This window comes from Tenacibaculum sp. MAR_2010_89 (genome assembly GCF_900105985.1).
GTDB classification, from domain to species: Bacteria; Bacteroidota; Bacteroidia; order Flavobacteriales; family Flavobacteriaceae; genus Polaribacter; species Polaribacter halocynthiae.
This window is the reverse complement of sequence record NZ_FNUB01000005.1, coordinates 1,765,384-1,788,137: the sequence shown is the minus strand read 5'-3', so window position 1 is coordinate 1,788,137 and position 22,754 is coordinate 1,765,384. Positions and strand designations below refer to the sequence as shown.

General features: G+C 28.5%; 17 protein-coding genes. 2 read left to right on the top strand and 15 right to left on the bottom strand.

The genetic code is table 11. The features are described 5' to 3' along the window. Nucleotides 1-90: 90 nt before the first annotated feature. The 14 genes from BLV71_RS11390 to BLV71_RS11325 all read right to left on the bottom strand — a co-directional run bounded on the left by BLV71_RS11390 (nt 91) and on the right by BLV71_RS11325 (nt 20,915). The gene (locus BLV71_RS11390; protein ID WP_093870668.1) at nt 91-513 is read right to left on the bottom strand and encodes a secondary thiamine-phosphate synthase enzyme YjbQ; all 423 of its coding nucleotides are present in this window, start codon (nt 511-513) and stop codon (nt 91-93) included. Nucleotides 514-533: 20 nt separating this feature from the next. After that, complete coding sequence (locus tag BLV71_RS11385; protein ID WP_093870667.1) at nt 534-1,073, bottom strand: NUDIX hydrolase; 540 nt, start codon at nt 1,071-1,073, stop codon at nt 534-536. A 78-nt stretch (nt 1,074-1,151) separates the two neighbouring features. Beyond that, on the bottom strand, nt 1,152-2,369 hold the full coding sequence (locus BLV71_RS11380; RefSeq protein WP_093870666.1) for a hypothetical protein: 1,218 nt from the start codon (nt 2,367-2,369) through the stop codon (nt 1,152-1,154). A 23-nt stretch (nt 2,370-2,392) separates the two neighbouring features. After that, nucleotides 2,393-3,742, bottom strand: coding sequence for a hypothetical protein (locus BLV71_RS11375; protein WP_143032783.1), 1,350 nt, complete (start codon nt 3,740-3,742; stop codon nt 2,393-2,395). Between the two features lie 257 nt (nt 3,743-3,999). Next, entirely contained in the window at nt 4,000-4,317 is a 318-nt protein-coding gene (locus BLV71_RS11370) for a hypothetical protein (protein ID WP_093870664.1), read from the bottom strand. 75 nt (nt 4,318-4,392) lie between these two features. Beyond that, entirely contained in the window at nt 4,393-9,402 is a 5,010-nt protein-coding gene (locus tag BLV71_RS11365) for an InlB B-repeat-containing protein (protein WP_093870663.1), read from the bottom strand. A gap of 98 nt (nt 9,403-9,500) precedes the next feature. Continuing rightward, nucleotides 9,501-10,244: a LytR/AlgR family response regulator transcription factor gene (locus BLV71_RS11360; RefSeq protein ID WP_093870662.1), complete on the bottom strand. Its 744-nt coding sequence runs from the start codon at nt 10,242-10,244 to the stop codon at nt 9,501-9,503. Next, the gene (locus BLV71_RS11355; RefSeq protein ID WP_093870661.1) at nt 10,237-11,451 is read right to left on the bottom strand and encodes a sensor histidine kinase; all 1,215 of its coding nucleotides are present in this window, start codon (nt 11,449-11,451) and stop codon (nt 10,237-10,239) included. The genes BLV71_RS11360 and BLV71_RS11355 overlap by 8 nt, the downstream gene beginning before the upstream one ends. A gap of 2 nt (nt 11,452-11,453) precedes the next feature. Beyond that, nucleotides 11,454-12,680, bottom strand: a complete 1,227-nt coding sequence (locus tag BLV71_RS11350; protein WP_143032782.1) for a sensor histidine kinase — start codon at nt 12,678-12,680, stop codon at nt 11,454-11,456. 1 nt (nt 12,681) lies between these two features. Further along, nucleotides 12,682-13,899, bottom strand: a complete 1,218-nt coding sequence (locus BLV71_RS11345; RefSeq protein WP_093870659.1) for a sensor histidine kinase — start codon at nt 13,897-13,899, stop codon at nt 12,682-12,684. 2 nt (nt 13,900-13,901) lie between these two features. Further along, the gene (locus tag BLV71_RS11340; protein WP_093870658.1) at nt 13,902-15,137 is read right to left on the bottom strand and encodes a sensor histidine kinase; all 1,236 of its coding nucleotides are present in this window, start codon (nt 15,135-15,137) and stop codon (nt 13,902-13,904) included. A 131-nt stretch (nt 15,138-15,268) separates the two neighbouring features. After that, nucleotides 15,269-18,130 (bottom strand): sensor histidine kinase, encoded by a 2,862-nt coding sequence (locus BLV71_RS11335; RefSeq protein WP_176974392.1) that lies wholly within the window; start codon nt 18,128-18,130, stop codon nt 15,269-15,271. Between the two features lie 144 nt (nt 18,131-18,274). Further along, on the bottom strand, nt 18,275-20,179 hold the full coding sequence (gene dnaK, locus BLV71_RS11330; RefSeq protein WP_093870656.1) for a molecular chaperone DnaK: 1,905 nt from the start codon (nt 20,177-20,179) through the stop codon (nt 18,275-18,277). 133 nt (nt 20,180-20,312) lie between these two features. Further along, nucleotides 20,313-20,915 (bottom strand): NUDIX hydrolase, encoded by a 603-nt coding sequence (locus BLV71_RS11325; RefSeq protein WP_093872013.1) that lies wholly within the window; start codon nt 20,913-20,915, stop codon nt 20,313-20,315. Nucleotides 20,916-20,922: 7 nt separating this feature from the next. Between BLV71_RS11325 and pyrE the strand changes: the two genes are divergently transcribed. Continuing rightward, nucleotides 20,923-21,573: an orotate phosphoribosyltransferase gene (gene pyrE / locus BLV71_RS11320; RefSeq protein ID WP_093870655.1), complete on the top strand. Its 651-nt coding sequence runs from the start codon at nt 20,923-20,925 to the stop codon at nt 21,571-21,573. Nucleotides 21,574-21,588: 15 nt separating this feature from the next. Next, entirely contained in the window at nt 21,589-21,978 is a 390-nt protein-coding gene (locus tag BLV71_RS11315; RefSeq protein ID WP_093870654.1) for an orotate phosphoribosyltransferase, read from the top strand. A gap of 16 nt (nt 21,979-21,994) precedes the next feature. Here the strand turns inward: BLV71_RS11315 and BLV71_RS11310 are convergent, their stop codons facing one another. Further along, a complete protein-coding gene (locus BLV71_RS11310; protein WP_093870653.1) occupies nt 21,995-22,726 on the bottom strand; it encodes a biotin--[acetyl-CoA-carboxylase] ligase in 732 nt (243 codons plus the stop codon). Nucleotides 22,727-22,754 lie beyond the last annotated feature (28 nt).

Here is a 22,754-nt window from a genome sequence, read left to right as displayed (position 1 = left end):
TTTTAAATCATTTTTTTAACAACAAAATAAATTAAACCACAAATTAACAGTGAAAAAACATTAAATTTTTCAATAAAACATAATTAAAGTCTACACTCCCGTCAAAGTTAGTACCAGCTTTCTTTTCCCTCCACAATTTCTATGTTCTCCTAAATATATACCTTGCCAAATCCCCATATTCAATTTACCATTCGTTACAGGAATCAAAACTTGACAACCTAATATTGAACTTTTAATATGAGCAGGCATATCATCATCACCTTCATAATTATGTTTATAGTAAGACATTCCTTCCGGTATCATTTCATTTATATGTGTTTCAAAATCTAATCTTACAGTTGGATCAGCATTTTCATTAATTGTTAAGCTAGCAGAAGTATGCTTAAGAAACACTTGAAACTGTCCGGTTATAATATCTCCTATTTCAGGCATTTCTCTAACTAAAATATCTGTTATTAAATGATAACCTCTTCTATATTCATTTAATTGAATTTCTCTTTGGTAAATTTTCATTTGCTAAAAATAGAAGACTATTAATTTAATTCATAAAAATCATCTATTTTTTTAAACATTCTTTCATTGTTTTCACTCTTAGTAGTTATTTCTAAAGCACCTCCCCATACTTTATCATTGCCTTTTAGTTGTTTCATTATAGCCTTCATATCTGAATACTCAATAACCTTCATTGCATCTACCAATGAAAACCATCTGATATCAGAACACGACTTAGGTATTTTTAAATCGCCTGATTTGTACGAGGCTTGATAATAATGCATTAATGTTGGTTTTACACGACCTTTATAATGAAAAGTAAACAACCCTCTTAGTTTAATTTTTTTAATTTTAGCCCCAACTCCGTCACCCATTCTCTCAATAAATTTATATAGCGAATAGTTGCCTTTATATTTTCTCCCTTGTATTTCCCATGAATCTCCCCATTTAACTAATAAAATTTCTTTTTTATTATTTGTTATAATTAATTTAAAGAAAGAATAATTGGTAGAAACTACTTCAGACTGACCTACAATTTTTGCACTTATTAAAAACAATACTATTAACAAAATTATCTTCATTCTATTATATATTTTAAAAACAAAACCGAATAGTGTTTTCCACTATTCGGTTCAAACTTAAATAATCAAAAAATGGATTTATTCATCTAAATAATCCTCTAAAACTGTGATCCACCCCTTAACTGGATCTAGTAATAGTTTTTCAGTATTTTTAGTATACTCTAATTGAATTGTACCTGTAGCTACAGGATCAATATTTTGACCATCTTTATAAGCCCATACAGTTACTTTTAAATCATATACTTTTCCTTGAGTTAAATTATCTTGCGTTAATCTTAATAACTCTAAAAAAGCATAATCAGCAATATTGTTAGAAGTATTAATCGTTACTTTAGGATAAAAAAAGTAAAAATCATTTTTATAATCTGTTAATTGAGGAATGTTTTTAGAAAACTTTGTACTCGTTTTTCTTAAAGCCTCTCTACTGGTTTTTTGCCCTGCCATCTCATACGTAATATTAAACCACGCTCCTGGATGAGAAACTGATAACGGCTGCTCAAAGTAAGGCTTAAAAGCTACTGTTTCACCCAACTCTCTTTTTGTTATAAAATTAGCAGATTTTTCAACCGGTTGATTAGCTTTTGAACTTTTTAAATAGTGCGTTTGCTTAGCAAATGCAACTTTACCATGGTAATTTTTATACGTTTCAAAACGCATTAATTTCTTTTTAGTTTTAGCTATTTTAGCAGTATTTAAACTACTTATTAACATATCAACTTTAGCTTGTGCTGTTTCAATATCCCAAGTATCTAAGTCAGCTTTATTTTTTGCCATTACCTCAATTACTGTTCTTTTTGAATCTAATGGAACAGACTCTTCGTATTTATTAATACTTCTACTTGTTTGTTGAGTTTGTGCTAAAACCCCTGGTGCCACTTCAAAAACCTCAACATAAGACTTTGCATAAGAAGACATCCATACAAAAAACATTTTTACTTGTTTTTTTCTGTAATAACTCTCCTTAAAGTTCATTTTTAATTGAGGCTTTTCTTGTTTTTTTTCCCAATAATGTAATTCATTAACAACTTTCCCTTCATTTTCTTTTACAAATCTAAAGCCAAATGCTTTTTTATCTTTTAATCCATGATACTCACCACTTAAACCTAAATCATCTTTTTCATTGTTTAAATATGAAAACGTTCCCCCTGAAGCTCCTCCAGATTTAGATTTTTTAGATGAACTTTTTTTAGAAGTTACTTTTTTTAATAATCTTTTAAACTGAGCATTTGACTCATTACTTGTTCCGAATAGCATTGCTATACTTAACGCACATGTTACTAATATTTGTTTTCTCATTATACTTGAATTTAATAGTTTATTTAGAAACTTAATTTAACTGCTTTTACTTGTTTATTAATTCTTCCTTTATCTCCTCTTACTCCATTTCTTCCTCTACTTGCATATGAATATTTAGGAGCTCCTCCTTTTCCACCTGCTCCTCCTGCATTATTTAAAACAATATTTAATTTGGTAACAGAAGGATCTTTAATTAATAAAATATTACCTCCTGCTCCACCATTTCCTCCATTTCCTCCATTTGGAGAGCCTTTTCTTCCTTCAAACCCATTCATTCCCTGACCACCATTATTATTTACAATTAGCTTAGTGTTTGGTGTTAACTTATACCTCACAACCAATTTATTTTTAGTTGTATTGAATATTTCTATTTTATTTAATTTCACTCCAGTTTGTTTGTGTGAAACCGTTTTAACTTTAATTGTTAAATTATCACCTCTTCCAGCATGTTGTCCATTTTGACCTTGAAAAACAGTTACATATTTATGTCTTTCATGCCCCCAAAAACCTGTTTGATTTACCTGTATAGACAAGTTGTTTGTTGTGTTAATATGCTTAGTAGCTTTCAATGTTTTATGAAATTTTGAAATAGCTTGAAGCGTAATTCTATCTTCTTTTAAAGTTTTAGCATCTTCATCAATTCTTACTTCATCAATTGTATTACTACAACCTTTGTTTTTAAGAATAAAATCACTCCAAGGAATTTTACCTCCTAAATTTTCTGTTGATAATTTACTTCCATCTTTAAGAATTGCAACAACACCATATTTTATAGCTTCAGAAAAATGAGCTACTTTATTAGGAGTATTCACTAACTCAATTTCTATTTTACGTACCTCTCTATTTTGTAAAGAATTTTTCTTTCTTTCTGCTTCGGCTATAGCTGATTTTTGTTCTTTTACTTCTGCTCTGGCATTCGTTTGATTTTTAAATACAGCTTTTGAATAATTTTCTACTAACTTATTTAGCTCTTTATAGTTTTTATTTAAACCACCTTTTGTAAAAACATATTTTGTTGTTGCTTGCTCTTTTCCATTCCAACTATAATAAACCCCTATACCATCTATAAAAGTTAAACGATATGTTGAAAAAGAAAAATATGCTGGATGACCTGGTACGTCTGGTTTAAAAGTTTCATCTAAAATACCTGCTCTTTTTACTAAAACTGTGCTGGTTTTATCTCCTGATTTTGAAAATTGTATTGGCCATTGCTTCTTAACTTTTACCATTTTATACTTACCATAAGAAACTTTTTTAACTTTATACACTGTATATTTTCCAGAATTATAGTTTGCTAATATTTCATTCTGGTTTTGTTGTGCAGAAGCTATCAATGTAAAAAGCACTACTATTATTAATAAAATTCTCTTCATGTTTACTTCTATTTAATTCTGTTTATACCCCTCTTTAATTCTTATACAAATAACGCTTGCTAATATCAAAAAAGCAGAAAATTACTTCCCAAACACACTAAATTACTTCCGAATGAAAAACATACAAAAACCTATAAACCAATAATTTGAACACGCAAACAATTAAAAAACCTGAAACATCAAAAAATAACCTCCAATAAAAAAAGCCAAAACTAGTATCCTAGTTTTGGCTATTAATCTCTTTAAAAAAATTTACGTTATAATAATTTTGACAATTTTAAAACCTTGCCACAATGCTTACTTTCTATTTTAAAAATTACTTTTCCTTTTCTACCACTTTTTGCCCAACGTACTTCTTTTCCCACTTTACATGAAATACTTGTTTTTGACCCTTTATTTAAGGATACAAAACCAGTTCCTGTATAAATTGACACTTTACTTTTAGTATCATTTATTAATGAAAAACTGCTTCCAATTATTTTTTCTGTCTTTACTTCTTTAAAGGTTTTACTTTCTTTTGGTGAGTTAAATAATAAAGCTCCAATTGTTGATACAATAATAAATACTAATTTCATTTGATTATTTTTTAGTTAATTTTAAAAACAAAAACTGCATGAGACAATATGTATCTCATACAGTTTTTAACAACACTACTTTTTAACAAACTTCTTGATTCCTATTTTATCATTGTCTGTTTGTACTTTTATTAAATAAATACCTGAAGATAAGTCACTGATATTTATTTCTCTTTCTTTTGATGTTTTTACTTCTCGTCCCTGAATACTATATATAGTTATTTCTTTAACCTGCTCATTTAATTGTAATCTTAAAATTGTTTCTACTGGATTAGGATATACAGCAAAATCTTTTAATCTTTTCTCATCTTCTATCCCAGCTGTTACTTGACTAAACGTTGCTATAATCGATTTATTTGCATTCATAGTAACTGTAATTTGGTTGGTAGTTCCACTTGCATCACCACTCCAACCATCAAACTTCCATCCAGAGTCAGGAGTAGCTGTTAATGTTACATTTGTTCCATCAACATATCCACCTGTAACATTTGGATTTGTAGTTACTGTTCCATTTCCTGCTTTAGTTACAGTTAATGTTCTCATTATTGTACTAAACATTGCTGTTACCGTTTTATCTCCACTCATTACAACTGTTAATGGATTCGAAGTTCCACTTGCATCTCCACTCCAACCATCAAATTGATATCCTGCATTTGGCATAGCAGTTAACACAACACTTGTTCCATCATCATACGTTCCACTTGTTGGATTAGGATTCGTTGTTACTGTTCCGTTAGATGCATTGATTGTTAACGTACGTTGGATTTTACTAAACGTTGCCGTTACTGTTTTATTAGCATTCATTACAACTGTTACTGGATTCGTGGTTCCACTTGCATCTCCACTCCAACCATCAAATTGATATCCTGCATTTGGCATAGCAGTTAACACGACACTTGTTCCATCATCATATTTTCCATTTGTTGGATTAGGATTCGTTGTTACTACCCCGTTAGTAGCATTGATTGTTAATATACGTTGGATTTTGCTAAACGTAGCTGTTACTGTTTTATTAGCATTCATTACAACTGTTACTGGATTCGTAGTTCCACTTGCATCTCCACTCCAGCCGTCAAATTGATATCCTGCATTTGGGGTAGCTGTTAACACAACACTTGTTCCATCATCATATTTTCCATTTGTTGAATTCGGATTCGTTGTTACTGCCCCGTTAGTAGCATTGATTGTTAATATACGTTGGATTTTGCTAAACGTAGCTGTTACTGTTTTATTAGCATTCATTACAACTGTTACTGGATTCGTAGTTCCACTTGCATCTCCACTCCAACCGTCAAATTGATATCCAGCATTTGGCGTAGCAGTTAACACAACACTTGCTCCATCATCATACGTTCCACTTGTTGGATTCGGATTTGTTGTTACTGCTCCATTTGTTGCATTAACTGTAAGTGAATATTTAGCTGTACAATTAACACTATAACTAGCAGTAGCATCTTTATTCCATACCGAAGTTGGCGTAAATCCTGAATCTATCTGAATACAACTTAAATTTGGATTTCCAGTTACCGTCATATAAATAAACTGTGTATTATTACCATTAGCTACATTTAAACTCGTTAACTTACTATTTCTAGCATCTACCCCTGTTAAGTTAGAATTTTGAGACACATCTAAACTACTAATTAATGTTTGGTAAATGTTTACGGTTTTTAATGAAGTGTTATTAGATAAGTTTAAACTTGATATATTATTCTTTCTACAATTAAGAACCTCTAAAGCTATATTAGAAGAAACATTAATAGCTGTAAGCTCATTATCAGCACTAATCAATTCTTTTAAAGCTGTATTCGTAGTCAAATCTAAACTTGATATTTTATTAATTTGAGCATCTAACTTTATTAGTTTTGTTAATCCAGTAGTGTTCAAAGTAACAATTTTATTCACAGAACACTTCAATTCAATCATATTTGGGTTACCAGATAAATCTAAAGCTGTTATATCATTGTTAAAACAATTAACCTTAGTCAAAGTTCCTGTTTGAGGTAAAATTAAAGTTGTTAATGATGCTTGCTGCTGTGAGCAATCAATTTCTGTTAAAGCAATATTACTTGATAAATCTATACTTGTTAGCTTATTTCTTTCAAAATTAAATTTTGTGATATTTTTAAACTCCTCAATACCCGTTAGATCACTAATGTTTTTAACACGTATACTTAAAGTTCCTGTAAAAGCATTTGCCTCTGTACATTGTATTTTACCATCATTATTTATATCAATTTTTGGCGTATGATTTAATAGTCCATTCTTAAAATTAACATCCGGTATAGATACTATACAGATAACACTAAACTTTGCTGTTACTATTTTATTAGAGTTCATGGTAACATTTACTGAATTAGCAATACCAGTAGCGTCACCTGTCCAACCATCAAATTGATAACCAGGATTTGGAGTAGCATTTAATGCCACCACTTGCCCCTCGTTATATTTTCCATTTACTGGATTAGGATTTGTAGTTACTGTACCATTAGTGCTGGCTACTGTTAATGTGTATTTTATTCTACTAAATTTTGCAGTAATTGTTTTATCTGAATTCATTACTACTGTCAAAGGATTAGTTGTTCCACTTGCATCACTAGCCCATCCATCAAATTTATATCCAGCATCAGGAGTTGCTGTTAATACTACACTTGTTCCTTGACTATACCCACCATCAACAGCTACTGGATTTGCAGTAACACTTCCATTTTCAGCTTTTATTTTCAACATTCTACTAACATAAGTAGACGCACCAAACTCATAAGCCCCCATATCAACAGTTCCATTATGAATTCTTACGTTCCCTATTACATCAGAAGCTCCAATCATTACTGCATTGTCCCCAGTATCTTTTGCAGGAGAAGCTGTAGTTAATGAAACATCATTATTTGCCAAATCTGTAAATAAAGGATCAGAATTAGATACATTTGTTACTCTTGAACTTGGTAAATTTGAAAAGCTATCTTCTCCAATTGAGTTTTTTACAGTAATATTTTGCCCTAATGTTGTATGAACTTGAGCTATAGATTTACTAACAACACCTCCAGTAGTTGTGTTTTTCCAAAAAATACAATTTGCCATATTTCCATTAAACACTCCGTTTGTTCTTCCCATACCAACAGCTGACCTATTAAAATTATTTAGACCACTTGTTGTTCCTAAATTAACATTATTAACATAAGTATTATTTATTAAATCACAATTCATTGTAGATCCAGTACCATAAGCTCTAAACCAGCCTGCACTTCCTGCATGACCTTTATTTGTACCATTATCTTTAGCTATATTATTATCAAAAACAGAGTTTTTAATTTTTATAGTTGCTATTTTGTTATTTCCAGTATAACTATATATCGCAGTTCCATATCTTGATAAATTATTTTTTACAATCGTATTTCTAATTTTCAAATATCCAGACTCTTCAAACCTTGATAAAATAGCCGCCGCTGCTGAAGTCGATACATTATTATCTATAATACAATTTGCAATTTCTAAATTTATCACTGAATGACCTTTGAAAATAGCCCCTCCAGACTGATCATCAGACGCTGTTCCATTGGCATGACCTCCTTGAATAGTTAAACCATCAAGAACTACATCATCATTATTAACTTTTATAATATGATAAGAGTTATCATTTCTTGTAGTGTTAGTAAACTCTAAAGTAGAATTATCATTCCCTAATAAATCACCAGATAATACAGTTCTATTTGCATTTATATTTCTTTGAGATACTTCTGTTTCAGTACCTGCAAAACTTCCATATATTTTAATTCCTTTTTTAGAAATTGTAAAAGAATTAGATCTCCCCGAAGTTGATGGTAAATAGGTTCCTTTTGCAACCCATATTTCATTATTTTCATAAACCTCTGTCAAAGCATCATTTAAATTTACAAAAGCATCTACCCAACTAGAACCATCATTTCTTCCTGTTGCATTTTTATTCACATAAACTGGAACCCTTTCATTTTTGAATATTTTATACTCAGACCATGGAGAAGTAGTGCTTGCCCCACAATTTCTTCTTACATAAACTTTGTACGTACTAGGAGAAGTATTATTAAGAGTAAAACTCCCTGTTTTATTTGTAATAATAGTTGCTGAAGAAAAAGAGTCAGCAATTTTATGATAAGCTACATCTATAGCTTGAGATCCTGAAATATTAATATTAATTGTATCCTCTGTTACATTAGAAGCTGATAATATCTCTGCTGAAATTGATCTACAAAAATTATTATAAGAACCTATATTATTAATTTCCGTTGCAGTTAATAATCTTCCATACACTAATACATCATCAATATCGTTAGCATATTTGTAATTTACAGGAGCATTACCACCATTTAAATTTGCGATTTGAAATTTACGTACATTTTGAGAATGTCCATTAGTAACCCTTAACTGTCTATTTAAGAAAGTATTTGGTCTTTTGTTCTTTTTATGATTTGTATCTAGAGCCCCATCTACATATATTCTTATAAAATTGTCAACTCCTTTACTTGTTCCAATATTATCTGATCTATTAAATATTGAAACTACTATATGATGCCATTCACCATCACTCACAATTCTATTTGATATAGCTGAATGTCTATCTAACCTTCTTAATCCATTATAAAAAGTAAACTCATATCCATTTTCTACTCTTATTTTGCCATTTTCTAGTCTTACTGAATACCCTAACATATTAGTTGAGCTAGCTGCATTACCTCTTGAGCTTTTTTCAAAAATTATTTTTGAATCTGATGACACCTCACTTGTTTTAACCCAAAAACTAATACTTGTATCAATTGTTGAATTACTAGTTGAATAATTAGTATTAAATGAACTACCACTTAATTTAACTGCACTAGTTGGTGCAACATTGAACCTATCATTTATTTCAGTGTATGTTGTTCCTGAAACCGAAAGCGCCCCCCCATTAACTCCATCAACCAAAACACTTCCATTGTTGAAGCCATATTGAACAATTAAGTTATTCGTAGGGAATTGTGCACTTACAACACTAGTTACAAACAAACATATTAATAGTATTTTTTTTACCATAACATCTCTAAGTTTAAAGAATTTTATATTATTTCTCAAACAAAGAAAGTTTAACCCAAGTAGTAGAATTCATTTTTACTTCCGAATGAAGTATTTTATTTTCCAAATGAACTTTTTACTAAATATTTCTTCTCTTTTTATGTGTAAAAAAGTGTTTCGAAGTTCTCCTTATAGCTTTTACTTACTGGTACTTTAAAATCAGATTCTAACGTTACTTCTTTTTCTTTTTTAGAATATACTTCTATTTTATTGATATTTACAATCCACGAACGATGAAGCCTTACAAAATCTTTTTTATTGCATAATAAATTTTCATAATAGCTTAATTTTTTTGCTACCATATATTTTTTATTATTTTTTGTATATACTACTGAATACATTCTATCTGCTTCAATACACAATACATTATCAATATCTAATATTACATAATCTGTTTTATATGGTATCGCAATTTTTTGCAATGCTTTTTTATTCTCTTTTAAAACATTTAAATTGGCTTTTGAAAATTCAGTGTTTTTAATTGATTTTTTTACCTTTTTTACCGCTTCTTGTAAACGCTCAATATCTATAGGCTTTAATAAATAATCAATTGCTGCTACCTCAAAAGCTTTTATAGCATACATATCATAAGCAGTTATAAAAATAATTTGAAAATCAATCTCTGAAAACTCATCCAATAATTGAAATCCATTTTTTCTAGGCATTTCAATATCTAAGAAAACTAATTGCGGTTTATGTTTATTTATAGCAACAGTAGCTTCATCTACATTTGCTACTTCTGAAACAATTTCAACTTCTTTACAAAATGCATTTAATAAGTATCTTAAATTCTCTCTTGCATTTAATTCATCATCGACTATTACAGCTTGTATTTTATTCATCTTTATTTACATAGGGTATTTTAACAATTACTTTCGTTCCTTCATTGATTGCCTCATATTCAAAACCTATGTCGGTTTTATAATAATCTTTCAATAAGGTTAATCGTTCTTGAATTGCTTTGGTTGAAAACGAAGCTTTTTTTGTATTTAAAATATTTATTTCTTTTGACTTTTCCACTCCAATTCCATTATCAATTATCACACATTTAAAAACTTCTTCTTGATAAAAATTAATAGTTACTTTTTTTAGTCCAGTAATTTTATGAAGTAAACCGTGTTTGATTGAATTCTCTACAAAAGGTTGAATTATCATTGAAGGTATTTTTATATCTTCAATATTTTCAATTCCTTTTATTTCATATACAAAATCATCTCTAAATCGAAGTTTTTCTAACTCTAAATACTTTTTTAATAACGATAATTCTTCTTCAAAATAAACGAAACTCTTTTCACTCATTTGTAAATTCTCTCTAATTAAAGAAGCAAATTTTGTTAAATAAGTATATGCTTCATGCTTATCTTCTTTTAAAATTAAACTTTGAATAGAATTTAACGCATTAAACATAAAATGAGGATTCATTTGTGCTTTTAATGATTTTAATTGCAAATGTGCTAATTCATTTTTCTTTTTATCTTCTAGTTCTTTATATGCATACGCTAACTCATTTTCATTTTTTTGATTTTGTTTTTTAAAATAATTTACTAAAATAAATGTTCCAAAAAATTGAAATAACACATTCAGATAACCAAAATATTTTTCTGGATAAATAGGGTTTATATAATTTGGCAAATAATATAAACTTATTGCTAAGAATAGCACACCAAAATGAATTACTTTATTATCGAAAAAAAACAATGCCAATAATGGTAGTATTATATAACTATACTCTCCATAAAAACCTCTAAAAGCAAAATTTGTATTATAAAATAAAGCTATTATCACTAGCATAACAAATAACACCCTTCCTATTTTATACTTTTTTTGACTCTGTAAATAATATATAGTTATAAAAACAACAATTTGCACAACAAAAGAAAGTGTTTTACTTATATCTAATTGACCTAAAAAAAAATCAACTGTTAAAAAAAATACAGCTGACAACAAACCAAAAGCACAACAGTAATTTAAAACTTTAATTCTTTTAACATCTGTTGTTGTTAATTCTTTTACTATTCCTGTATGAATAATTTTATATAACAGACTCATTCTTATTCATCTTTATTTACATAAGGAATTTTAACAATCACTTTTGTTCCTTCATTTATTTTTTCATATTCAAAACCTATATCACTTTTATAATAATCTTTTAAAAAAGTTAATCGTTCTTGTATTGCTTTTGTTGAAAATGACGCTACTTTACTATTTAAAGTATTTATCTCTTTTGATTTTTCTATTCCAATTCCATTATCAATTATTACACATTTAAAAACTTCTTCTTGATAAAAATGTATGTTTACTTTTTTTAATCCAGTAACTTTATGAAGTAATCCATGTTTTATTGAATTTTCTACAAAAGGCTGAATTATCATTGAAGGTATTTTTATATCTTCTATATTTTCAATTCCTTTTATTTTATATTCAAAATTATCTCTAAATCGTAACTTTTCTAATTCTAAATATTTTTTTAATAACGATAATTCTTCTTCAAAATACACAAAACTCTTTTCACTCATTTGTAAATTTTCTCTTATCAAAGAAGCGAATTTGGTTAAATAAGTATATGCTTCATGCTTGTCTTCTTTTAAAATTAAACTTTGAATAGAGTTTAATGCATTAAACATAAAATGAGGATTCATTTGCGCTTTTAATGATTTCAATTGTAAATGTGCTAATTCATTTTTTTTCTTGTCTTCTAATTCAACATAAGCTTTTTTTAACTTGTCTTCGTTTTTAATATTTTCATTCCTGAAATATTGCACAGCCACAAACATTCCTAAAAAAAAAGGAATTACATGAAAGAAACCAAAGCTTTCCTTTTCATAAATATTTAAATAGTAATTGGGTATAAAAAACAGTAATAAAGCAATTATTAAAAAAATATAATGGACCCACTTGTTGTCAAAAAACAGTAATGTTCCAATTGGAACTACTAAATAATAGTATTCCGTATACTCCCCTTTATACAAGAAATTATTATGTAAAAATAAAATTGAAGTGAATAATATGATAAATAAAAACTTGGCAGCTTCGTATTTTTTAAAATAACTAACAATTAAAACTGAAAAATACAATACTGATTCTAACAAAAATAACAAAGCCATTTTATCAGGTAAATCATTTGTAAAGTATTTAACCACTAATGCTATTAATGGATTTAACCCCATAAAAAAAGCTGCAAAATTTAATATTTTAATCCTCTTTACGGTTTTCTGAGATAAATAGCCATGAACACCAATACTTATAATACTCTTGTATACATTTTTTATTCCATTCATTTTATATAGTATATGGTATTCTAATAACAACTTTCACCCCTTCTAAAGCTTCTTCATAAACAAAACCTATATCTGTTTTATAAAATTCTTTTAATAAACTTAACCTTTCATAAATTGCACTTGTAGAAAACGATTTTTCTTTATTATTCAGCTTATTTATTTCTTTTGATTTCTCAAGACCTACTCCATTATCTATTATTTCGCATTTAAAAACTTCTCCTTTAGAAAAAGATACTGTTAATTCTTTTATTCCTTCAATTTTATGAAGTAATCCATGCTTTATTGAATTTTCTACAAAAGGTTGAATTATCATTGATGGAATTTTTATATCACCAATATTTTCTATTCCTTTTATTTGATATTTAAAATCATTTTTAAAACGTAGTTTTTCTAATTCTAAATATTTCTTCAGTAACGATAATTCTTCTTCGAAATGAACAAAACTTTTTTCACTCATATTTAAATTCTCTCGAATCAATGATGCAAACTTTGTTAAATACACATAAGCTGCATGTTTATCTTCCTTTAAAATTAAACTTTGAATTGAATTTAAGGCGTTAAACATAAAGTGAGGATTCATTTGTGCCTTCAGTGATTTTAATTGTAAATGTGCTAATTCATTCTTTTTTTTATCTTCGAGCTCTTGATAAGCCTTTTCTAATTTTTTTTCATTTTTTAAATTTAATGACTGTGAGTAATTAAGAATTACATAGCATCCTACAAAAGCAGAAAGCAATAATAATGGATTAAATATTTCAATGGGATAAATACCTGGTATTAATTTATAGGGTACATAATATAACAACCAACAAAATATCATTATTGAAATTGTTATTTTCTTATTATCTATTAAAATAAGAGCAACTAATGGATATACAAAGTAAAAATTTTCCATCATTCTAGATGGCTCTATAAAATTTGCAAAAATAAACGTCACTACTATTAACGTTACTATAAATAAGACTCTTGCTGTAATATATTTCTTATGTTTCTGTAATCCATATACAGATACAATAGTTACAAATGAAAATAAATGTAAAACAATACTTCTATCTAAGCTTTGTGAAAAAAAAGGATCTAAAATCATAAAAAAACAAATACAAATAGCCCATGTTAAACAAAACGCATTCAGTAACCTTATTTTTTTATGTTCTCTTTCATTAGTATCATAAATACCAATATTTAAAGCAAATTTATATCCTCTTCTTAAAACCTCCATCTCTATATTGTATATGGTAATTTTATAACAACCTTTGTTCCTTCTTCAACCTCTTCGTAGGAAACTCCAATATCCATTTTATAAAATTCATTTAATAACTGTAACCTATTCTGTATTGCTATTATTGATGATTCATTAATATTCGATTTAGTGTTAAGTACACTTACCTTTTTAGATGCTTCAATACCAATACCGTTATCAGTTATTACGCAAGTAAATATCTTACTCTGATAAAACTCTATTGTAATTATTTTTTTTCCATCAGTTTTATGCAGCAAACCATAACGAATAGCATTTTCTATAAACGATTGTATTACTGAAGACGGTATTTTTATTCTTTGAATTTCTTTCTCTCCTTTTATTTCATATATGAAATCTTCTCCAAAACGTAATTTTTCAAGTTCTAAATACTTTTTTAACATTGATAATTCTACATCAAAACCTATAAAACTTTTCTCACTTGTTTTTAAACTTTCTCGCATTAATAAAGAAAATTTTGTCAAGTATTTATATGCTTCTTCTTTATTATTTGTAAGTATTAAATTTTGTATTGAGTTTATTGCGTTAAATAAAAAGTGTGGATTCATTTGAGCTTTTAATGCTTTTAACTGTAAACTAGCCAACTCACTTTTTTTACGTTCTTCTAACTCTAAAAACGCCTGTTCTAACTGCTCTTTATTTAGTAACAATTCTTTTTCATGCTTTTTATTTAAAGTTTCGGCATAATTTAAAATTACGAAGGCAGCAACAAATACTGAAAACACTAAGACTGGTAAAATGGTATTTTTAGGATAGTGTTCGTAATATAAATTTGGCACAAAATATAATAGAAAACATACTACAAGAATAACTATATTAATCCATTTTTTATCTACTAGTATCAAAGCTATTAGAGGGTAAACAAAGTAAAAATTTTCAATTAAATTTAATGGAGTAGTATAATTTGCAAACACAAATGTAACACCAATTATAGAACTCAAAAATAAGACCCTTGCTAATGTATAGAATTGTTTACTTTGAAAATAAAAAATGAATGCTATTAAAATATAAGAAACACCATGCATTATCAAACTACCTTCCAACTCTCTTCCAAAAATAATATCAAAAATAGTTATCACAGGAATCATTACAGACCATGTAAAACAAAATATATTTAAAAGTTTTATCTTTTTATTTTCTTTTGTCCCCTTAGTATTTTGTATACCTGTATCAAATATTTTTTTTACAATAGAATTCATTGAGCTTTTATAATCTTAAAACAAGGAAAAACACTTTCTTTTTTCAAGAATATTCCTGTAATATATTTTTATTTTTTTCGATAACTTAAATCTTCTTCCTAATCAAGCAAATTTGTTTCCAAATGAATATTTTACACTTTTGTAAATGGAATTTTAATAACAACTTTAGTTCCTATAGGAACTTTTTCATAGACCACTCCTATATCAGTTTTATAATAATCTTTCAAAAAAACTAGTCGATCTTTAATTGCTTTAGTAGAAAATGACTCACGAGTTATGTTACTTTCTTTTTTAATTTTCTTAGCTGCTTCTACCCCAATTCCGTTATCAAATACAACACATTTTAAAACACCATCTTCTTGAGAAAATTCTAAAATTATTTTTTTATCATCTCCTTTCTTATGTAATAAACCATGTTTTAAAGCATTTTCTAGATAAGGTTGAATTATCATTGTAGGTATTTTTATATCTTCAACCTTACTATCTCCTTTAATTTCATAAGCAAACTCCCCTCCAAAACGAAGTCTTTCTAATTCTAAATACTTAACTAACAACTGTAATTCATTATCAAATTGAACAAAACTTTTTTTACTCATATTTAAATTTTCTCTAATTAAAAATGAAAATTTAGTTAAGTAATCATACGCTTCATGCCTCTCACCCTTTAATACTAAGTTTTGAATAGAATTTAACGCATTAAACGTAAAGTGTGGATTCATTTGAGATTGAAGGCTTTCTAATTTAGAAGATACCAATTGTTTTTGCATTCGTTCTTTTTCTAACAATTGTTTTTGTTTTATTCTTAAGCTCTTTATCCTATTCGTAAAATAAAACCACACAAATACAAACAACAACAACAAGCCACCTACAATGAACCACCATTCTTTATAAAAAGGGGGATTTATTTTTAATTTAATGGTTTTTACTGCTGTTTCTTCTTTTCCATTTATTTGAACAGCTTTTAATTCAAACGTATAAGATCCAGCAGCCAAATTATTAAAAGTAACCTGATTAACACCTTGTGAAATCAAACTCCATTCTTTTGATGCTCCTAGTAATCGATACTTATATTCAATGTTGTCTTCAGCTAAAAAGCCATTGGTATGAAAACTAAACTGAATTTTTTTTGTATTAGAATCAAGCTTATAACTTTCCTTTATAGAAACCTGCTTATCTTCAACTGAAATCTTAGTGAAATAGAAATCTAAAAGAACAGTATTGGTAAAAACCTTTTCTTTATCTATTTGAAAAACACCTTTATTAGAGCTTAAAAAAACAGTTTTATCAAAAATTGAGATATCAGAAATATTAAAAGAATTTAATCCATGCCTCTTAGTTAAATTTCTAAACCTACCAGTTATTGTATTTAATACTTGTACACCTTTGTTAGTAGAAATCCATAAATAATCTCCATCACTTTTTATAACACTTGTTAAATTAGAAAGCAACCCATTTTTTTGTGTGTAGTTAATAATTGTCCCATCTTCTTTTAAACCAACTATACCATCTTTAAATGTAGAAAACCACACCACACCATTAGCTGTTTCATCAATATCAACTGCAAAAATTTCTCTATTTTTAAAAGTTATTGTCCTACTTTTTAAATTCTCATCATATTCTTTTACCCCGTACACATATCCTACATAAATTTTTTTACTTTTTTTACTATAATAGGTTGAGTATGATCTTTTAGATCCAATTCTTTTATTCTTTTTTGGATTATCTACTAAAACAATAGCTGCTGAGGAATAGGCCGCCATCACTACTCTATTTTTATCTATGAATGAAAAGTCTTTTACATTACCATTCATCTGGAATTTTTTATACTCTTCAGTTTTTATATTAAAAACATAACAATAGGTAGCAAAACTTATTAAAGCTAGTTCATCAGTCAATCCTATAATAGCAAACACTTTTTGTTTATCATTTAAATCAAATTTCTTAAGTGTTTTTTGTTTAATATCAATAACACCAATATCTCCATTAGTAGCCCCAAACAATACACTATTATCCCCTACCCTATCCATGGCACTAATATTTTGCCTGCTTTCATCTAATTCATACTTATTCAAATAAGAATTTGGTACTATAAAAACACCATTTCTATGAGTGGTATACCAATAATTGTTATATCTATCTCTTAAAAAACCAGTTATATACTTTCCTTCAAAATTTGTTCTTTTATAAAAAAACTCTCCTTCTTTATATTCACAAATTATTACTCCTTTATTAGTTCCAAACCAAAATTCATCTCCGGCATCGTAAAAACTTTTTACAATTGTATTACCTCTTAAAATTCTTGGAAGTAATATCTTTTTAAAAGATTTACCTTGCTTCATTAAAATTGATGGTTTTTCAACATTCACCCCATCAGCCTGAAAGTTAAAGGAATAAACAAACTGCTTATTTTTATGAGTAAAATAACTTGTAGCTCCTTCTATTGAAATATTAGAGCCCAATGAAAACTCATTGGAATATTCCTTACCATTAAGACTATACTTATAATAATTAGTACTTAATAAGAACAGTGAGTCCTTGCTTCTAAAAACCGAAGCAACTACATTAACACCATCTTTAAATATTTTCTTTTCTTTTGTTTCTAAATCAATTCTTGCTACATAACCTAAATTTGAAGCTATCAAACTATTTTTGTATAAAAAAAAGCTTGCTAATTGGCCACTTGCATGTTCTTTTATATCTACAGATAAATTTAGTTTATCATCTTCTATATAAAAATACTGACCAGAAATATTATTACACCAAACCCTACCTTTTTCATCCAATTTCAATCCGAATACTGATAACCCTCGTTTGTCAGGGTGTGAATAATTTTTAAATTCCTTTCCATCATAACGAAAGAGACCTTTATCTGCAGCTAGCCATACAAAACCTTCTCTATCTTCTATAACGCCATAAAATTCAATATCTGGTAAACCATCTTTTTCTGTTAAGTGATTATATACTGGATGTTGAGCAAAAGTTAACTTACTCAAAAACAGTAAAAAAAATAAAAAGTAAAGGGTTATTTTATTCATAATACTTCTTCAGATCTATATTTTCAAATGTAGTTATTATTATAATAGAAAAAACCCATTGCAATAAATTGCAATGGGTTTAATGTATATATTAGAATGTAATTACTTCACTTCTTCGAAATCTACATCTTCAACATTATCACCTTGAGCATCACCTTCAGGTTGTGCTTGTTGTTGAGCTCCTGCATCTGCTCCACCAGCTTGTTGCTGTGCAGCATACATTTCTTCTGAAGCAACTTTCCATGCTTCATTAATCTTCTCCATTGCAGTATCAATTTGCGCTAAATCTTTAGATTCGTGAGCTTTCTTCAACTCCTCTAAAGCTGCTTCTATTGGCTCTTTTTTATCTGCTGATAATTTATCTCCAAATTCTTTTAATTGCTTTTCCGTTTGGAAAATCATAGAATCTGCACCATTAATTTTCTCTGCAGTTTCTTTAGCTTGCTTATCTGCATCTGCATTTGCTTCGGCTTCTGCTTTCATTTTCTCAATTTCTTCATCAGATAATCCTGAAGAAGCTTCGATACGAATATCTTGAGATTTCCCTGTAGCTTTATCTGCAGCAGAAACATTGATAATTCCATTTGCATCAATATCAAAAGTTACTTCAATTTGAGGAACTCCTCTTTGCGCTGGTGGAATATCAGTCAATTGGAAACGTCCAATTGTTTTATTATCTGCAGCCATTGCTCTTTCTCCTTGTAAAACATGGATATCAACAGAAGGTTGGTTGTCTACTGCTGTAGAAAACACTTGAGATTTTTTTGTAGGAATAGTTGTATTTGCATCAATTAACTTAGTAAATACGTTACCCATAGTTTCGATTCCTAAAGATAAAGGCGTTACATCTAATAATAAAACGTCTTTTACATCTCCAGTTAAAACTCCTCCTTGAATTGCAGCTCCTAAAGAAACTACTTCATCAGGATTTACTCCTTTACTTGGTGCTTTTTTGAAAAACTTCTCAACCGCTTCCTGAATAGCAGGAATACGAGTAGAACCTCCAACTAAAACAACTTCATCAATTTCATCAATTGATAAATCTGCATTTTTTAAAGCAGTAGCACAAGGCTCAATAGTTCTTTTAATTAAATCATCAATTAACTGCTCAAATTTAGCTCTAGTCATTGTTCTAACTAAGTGCTTTGGTCCACTTGCAGTAGCAGTAATATACGGTAAGTTAATTTCAGTAGAAGTTGTACTAGATAACTCAATTTTCGCTTTCTCTGCAGCTTCTTTTAAACGTTGTAAAGCCATAGGATCTTGACGTAAGTCCATGTTTTCTTCAGCTTTAAACTCTTCAGCTAACCAGTTGATTAATTTTTCATCAACATCATCTCCTCCTAAGTGTGTATCTCCATCAGTAGCTAATACTTCAAATACTCCATCTCCTAACTCTAAAATAGAAACATCATGTGTACCTCCTCCAAAATCAAATACAACAATTTTCTTATCGTCATGAGATTTATCTAATCCATAAGCTAAAGCTGCAGCAGTTGGTTCGTTAATAATTCTACGAACTTTTAATCCTGCAATTTCTCCAGCTTCTTTAGTTGCCTGACGTTGTGCGTCATTAAAATATGCTGGAACTGTAATAACAGCTTCAGAAACTCCTTGACCTAAATAGTCTTCAGCAGTTTTTTTCATTTTTTGTAATACCATTGCAGATATTTCTTGTGGCGTATATAAACGTCCATCAATATCTACACGAGGTGTATCGTTATCTCCTTTAACAACTTTATAAGGAACCCTTCCTGCTTCTTTAGAAGATTCAGAAAATTTATTCCCCATAAAACGTTTTATAGAATAAACAGTTTTAGTTGGATTAGTAACTGCTTGTCTTTTTGCTGGATCACCAACTTTACGCTCTCCTCCTTCTACGAAAGCCACAATAGATGGTGTAGTTCTTTTTCCTTCTGCATTTGGAATTACTACTGGCTCATTTCCTTCCATTACAGAAACACATGAGTTGGTAGTACCTAAATCAATACCTATAATTTTACTCATAATACTATTTATTTTTTTATTTTTAATTCAATTTTACGAGTAGAGATAGACAAACTGTATGCCAATAGAAATTTAGCAATAATTTGTCAGTAATTAATAAAAAAACAGAAGTATTCAATGACACAATGTCATTTTACATGTCTTTTTGGTATTCTTTATAAACTAATTTAATATTAGCGTATGTATTTTGTAGTGCTTCTTCTATTTCTTTTTCATTCTTAAAACACACATCGGTAATTCCTTCTTCTATTTGAGGCTTTAATTCTCCTTTATAATTTGAGTGCATCAAATACCAATATGTTTCTTTAAGTCTTTTTTCTCCATTTTGTAAAAAAAGATGGTATGTATTTAACAAGAATTTCTTTATTACTAAATTTTCAATACCACATTCTTCTTCTACCTCTCTAATGGCAGTTTCTTCAATTTCTTCTCCTCTTTCAATTCTTCCTTTTGGCAAGTCCCACTTATTTCCTCTGTATATAAATAAAACTTCTTTTTCTTCATTCAAAACTAACCCTCCTCCCGCTACAATAGGATTAAATTTTTCTCTAAATCTTCTCCAATCTTCATCTAAATTTGTAGAAAACAGGTAAACACCTGATAAAATATTTGCTTTTAACTTATAAATTAGCTCCTCTATAACAGTGTTTTTAAAAAGATAAACAGGATAGTTTTCTTCTTTTTTTATCGAAGTTGTTAATATTATTGGTTTATCATTAACAAAAACTTTATACATTTGCGACATGGATTTTAACAAAGATACGGCAAAAAAAACGGCTGAACTCCTTTTACAAATAAAAGCGATTAAACTTAGCCCTAAAGAGCCATTTACATGGGCTTCAGGATGGAAGTCTCCAATTTATTGTGATAATAGAATTACATTATCTTTCCCTTCAGTTAGAAATTTTTTAAAAGAAAAAATAGCAAAAATTGTAGAAGATAAGCATGGTAAGCCTGATGTTATTGCAGGTGTTGCTACTGGAGCAATAGCCATAGGTGTATTGGTTGCTCAAGAATTAGGTGTTCCTTTTATATATGTAAGACCAGAGCCAAAGAAGCATGGTCGAAAAAACCAAATAGAAGGTTACTTAGAAAGTGGACAAAATGTTGTGGTTATTGAGGATTTGATAAGTACTGGTAAAAGTAGCTTGAATGCTGTTAAAGCTTTAAAAGAAGCAAACGCTACTGTAAAAGGTATGGTTGCTATATTTTCTTATGGATTTGATATAGCTTCTGAAAACTTTAAAAATGATAATGTCGAATTAACCACTTTAAGTAATTACGAGTTTTTATTAGAACAAGCTTTAGATAGCAAATATATAACTAGTGAAGAACTTCGTACTTTAGAAGATTGGAGAGTTTCTCCTAGTACTTGGAAACAAAAAGAAGAATAGTTAAAAAATAGATTAATGAATATTGAAGGAAATATTGTAAGAGTAAAAAAATCTTCGGAAGAACTTTTTAATTTTTTTACTAAACTTGAGAATTATGAGCAATTAATGCCTGAAAACACTCAAAAATTTGAAGTTGATGGTGATAGTTTTATTTTTGGATTAAAAGGTATGCCAGAAATTAGATTGGTTATGAAAGAGAAAACTGAGTTTTCAAATGTAACTTTAGGTGCTGCTAGTAGTAAATTACCTTTTACCTTGGCTTCAGACATCAAAGAAATATCTGAAAATGAAAGTGAGGTTACATTAAAATTTAATGGAGATTTTAATCCTATGATGGCCATGATGGTAAAAAAACCTTTAACTAAATTTATCGAAACCCTAACAGAAAATATAGCTAAATTATAACAGTATATTTTTAGTACTAAGCAAATGAAACTTCTTTAATTTCAAATTCTTTAATAGTTTCATCGCTTAATTCTATTTGGAGTTTACCATTTTTAGATACTCCAACTATTTTACCCATAAATAAAACGTTTTGATTTGTTTTAAACATACTCGGAACGTTTTTTTTATACAACACATCTAAATACTTTGATTCAAGATAGTCATACTCTTTTGCATTTAAAATTTCTATATTTTTTTCTAATCTAACAACTACTTTTTTTAATAAATCATCCAAACCTAATTCTTCTTTTAAAATATCTTTAATTGAAACAGCTTTTAATTCTTTATTAGACAAAAAAGATTCATTAACATTTAACCCAACACCTATTACTGACGATTGTATTTCATTGCCTTTCAAAGAATTCTCTATTAAAATTCCGCATATCTTCATTCCTTCTGCCAGAATGTCGTTAGGCCATTTTATAGACATTTTTGGCAATTTCAACTCATTAAGTACTTCATATACACTTATAGCAACAGAAAAGTTTAAATATCTCTGACTTGTTACCAACAAACCTTTAAACTTAACAAAAACACTAAAAGTCAGGTTTTTACCCTCTTTAGAATTCCATTCAGTTTTCATTTGCCCTCTACCTAACCTTTGATGTTTAGCTACAACAACTGTAAAATTTTCTAGTATTGAATTTCCTGCCATTTCTTTCAAAAAAGTATTTGTTGAATCAATGGCATCAAGTTTGATTATTTTCATAAATATTTTATAAGTAAAAGTAGTATCA

Excerpts from the sequence above, each read along its gene's own strand:
- BLV71_RS11390 (WP_093870668.1), bottom strand. The coding sequence starts at position 513 with ATGAAAATTTACCAAAGAGAAATTCAATTAAATGAATATAGAAGAGGT.
- BLV71_RS11385 (WP_093870667.1), bottom strand. The coding sequence starts at position 1,073 with ATGAAGATAATTTTGTTAATAGTATTGTTTTTAATAAGTGCAAAAATT.
- BLV71_RS11380 (WP_093870666.1), bottom strand. The coding sequence starts at position 2,369 with ATGAGAAAACAAATATTAGTAACATGTGCGTTAAGTATAGCAATGCTA.
- BLV71_RS11375 (WP_143032783.1), bottom strand. The coding sequence starts at position 3,742 with ATGAAGAGAATTTTATTAATAATAGTAGTGCTTTTTACATTGATAGCT.
- BLV71_RS11370 (WP_093870664.1), bottom strand. The coding sequence starts at position 4,317 with ATGAAATTAGTATTTATTATTGTATCAACAATTGGAGCTTTATTATTT.
- BLV71_RS11360 (WP_093870662.1), bottom strand. The coding sequence starts at position 10,244 with ATGAATAAAATACAAGCTGTAATAGTCGATGATGAATTAAATGCAAGA.
- BLV71_RS11355 (WP_093870661.1), bottom strand. The coding sequence starts at position 11,451 with ATGAGTCTGTTATATAAAATTATTCATACAGGAATAGTAAAAGAATTA.
- BLV71_RS11350 (WP_143032782.1), bottom strand. The coding sequence starts at position 12,680 with ATGAATGGAATAAAAAATGTATACAAGAGTATTATAAGTATTGGTGTT.
- BLV71_RS11345 (WP_093870659.1), bottom strand. The coding sequence starts at position 13,899 with ATGGAGGTTTTAAGAAGAGGATATAAATTTGCTTTAAATATTGGTATT.
- BLV71_RS11340 (WP_093870658.1), bottom strand. The coding sequence starts at position 15,137 with ATGAATTCTATTGTAAAAAAAATATTTGATACAGGTATACAAAATACT.
- dnaK (WP_093870656.1), bottom strand. The coding sequence starts at position 20,179 with ATGAGTAAAATTATAGGTATTGATTTAGGTACTACCAACTCATGTGTT.
- BLV71_RS11325 (WP_093872013.1), bottom strand. The coding sequence starts at position 20,915 with ATGTATAAAGTTTTTGTTAATGATAAACCAATAATATTAACAACTTCG.
- pyrE (WP_093870655.1), top strand. The coding sequence starts at position 20,923 with ATGGATTTTAACAAAGATACGGCAAAAAAAACGGCTGAACTCCTTTTA.
- BLV71_RS11315 (WP_093870654.1), top strand. The coding sequence starts at position 21,589 with ATGAATATTGAAGGAAATATTGTAAGAGTAAAAAAATCTTCGGAAGAA.
- BLV71_RS11310 (WP_093870653.1), bottom strand. The coding sequence starts at position 22,726 with ATGAAAATAATCAAACTTGATGCCATTGATTCAACAAATACTTTTTTG.